Origin of the sequence: Pseudomonas sp. R62, from assembly GCF_000257605.1 — a bacterium.
In the GTDB taxonomy this organism is placed as follows: domain Bacteria; phylum Pseudomonadota; class Gammaproteobacteria; order Pseudomonadales; family Pseudomonadaceae; genus Aquipseudomonas; species Aquipseudomonas atacamensis.
In genome coordinates this window covers 1650311-1652134 of the sequence record NZ_JH635998.1, presented here as the reverse complement: position 1 = coordinate 1652134, position 1824 = coordinate 1650311, and the positions used below count along the sequence as shown (strand labels likewise).

Genomic DNA, 1824 nt, shown 5'->3' with positions numbered 1-1824 from the left:
CATTGGAATGCGTTTCCTGTAGGAGCTGCCGAAGGCTGCGATCTTTTGCTTTTAGAACCACTCCTCACGCATCCCCAGACACGTATCATCCCGCGCCTCCAGCAAGTCCAGCTCATGCTGGCAACCCGGCACTTCCCATGTCAGGAAATACCGCGCCGCCTGCAACTTGCCCTTATAGAAGTCGACATCCGCCGCATTCCCTTTGGCCAGGCCTTCCTCGGCGCGAATCGCCTGCTCCAGCCAGCGCCAGCCGATCACTGCGTGGCCGAACACTTTCAGGTACAGCGCCGAGTTCGCCAGGCTGCTGTTGATCTTGCCTTGGGCCAGATCGGTGAGCAGGCCGATGGTCACGGTTTGCAAGCGGGCCACGAGTTTTTCCAGCGGTTCGCGCAGGGTGGTCAACGAATCGTATGCAGTGGCACGTTCGGCCGTGTTGGCGATCAATCGAATCAGCTGCTTGAGACCGGCGCCACCGTTCTGCGCCAGCTTGCGCCCGAGCAAATCCAGCGACTGGATGCCGTGAGTGCCTTCGTGGATCGGGTTCAGGCGGTTGTCGCGGTAGTACTGCTCCACCGGGTATTCGCGGGTGTAGCCGTGACCGCCAAGGATCTGGATCGCCAGTTCATTGGCCTTCAGGCAAAACTCCGAAGGCCAGGATTTTACGATCGGCGTCAGCAGGTCCAACAGTTCATGAGCCTGTTTGCGTTCGGCTTCGGTTTCCAGCGTGGTGGTGTCATCGAACAACCGCGCGGCGTACAGGCCGAGGTCAAACGCACCTTCGACGTAGGATTTCTGCGTCAGCAGCATGCGTCTGACGTCCGCGTGCTGAATGATCGCCACCGGCGCTGTGCTCGGATCCTTGCTGTCCGGCACCCGGCCCTGCGGCCGCTCACGCGCATATTCCAGCGAATACAGGTAACCGGCATAGCCGAGCATCACCGCGCCCATGCCGACGCCGATCCGCGCTTCGTTCATCATCTGGAACATGTAGCTCAAGCCATAGTGTGGCTTGCCTACCAGATAGCCGACGCACTCGCCGTTATCGCCGAAGTTCAGCGCCGTCGATGTGGTGCCGCGCCAGCCCATCTTGTGGAACAAACCGGCGAGCAGCACGTCGTTGCGCTGGCCGAGGCTGCCGTCGTCGTTGACCAGAAACTTCGGCACGATAAACAGCGAAATACCTTTCACCCCCGGTGGGGCGTCGGGCAGTTTGGCCAGAACCATGTGCACGATGTTTTCCGACAGCGGATGGTCGCCACCGGAAATGAAAATCTTGTTGCCCTTCAGGCGATAGGTGCCGTCGGATGCAGGCTCGGCGCGGGTACGAATGTCCGACAGTGACGAACCGGCATGGGGCTCGGTCAGGGCCATGGTGCCGAAGAAACGTCCGTCGATCATCGGTTGCAGGAAGCGCTGTTTCTGCTCTTCGCTGCCGAAGCTCTCGATCAGGTTGGCCGCGCCCATGGTCAGGAACGGGTATGAGGTCGACGCTGCGTTGGCGGACTGAAAGTGCGCGAAGCAGGCTTGCGACAGCAGGGTCGGCAATTGCATGCCGCCGGCCTCGAAGCTGCGTGCGGCGTTGAGGAAGCCAGCCTCGAGAAAGGCATCCACCGCCGGTTTCACTTCGGGAATCAGAATGGCCTGGCCATCTTCATAGCGCGGCTCGTTTTCGTCGCCCTTGCGGTTGTGCGGGGCGAAATACTTTTCGGCGATGTTGCGCGCGGTGCCGATGGCGGCGTCGAAGGTCTCGCGATTGTGCTCGGCAAAGCGCTCGCGCCGGGTCAGGCCCTCGGCATCGAGGACTTCGTACAGCTCGAAAGCCAG

Annotated in this window: 1 protein-coding gene; it reads right to left on the bottom strand. The window is 61.1% G+C overall.

Translation table 11 applies throughout. The features are described from left to right. Window positions 1–51 precede the first annotated feature (51 nt). Window positions 52–1824 (bottom strand): acyl-CoA dehydrogenase (locus tag OQK_RS08605; RefSeq protein ID WP_081489839.1); only part of this gene is annotated, 1773 nt, incomplete at its 5' end.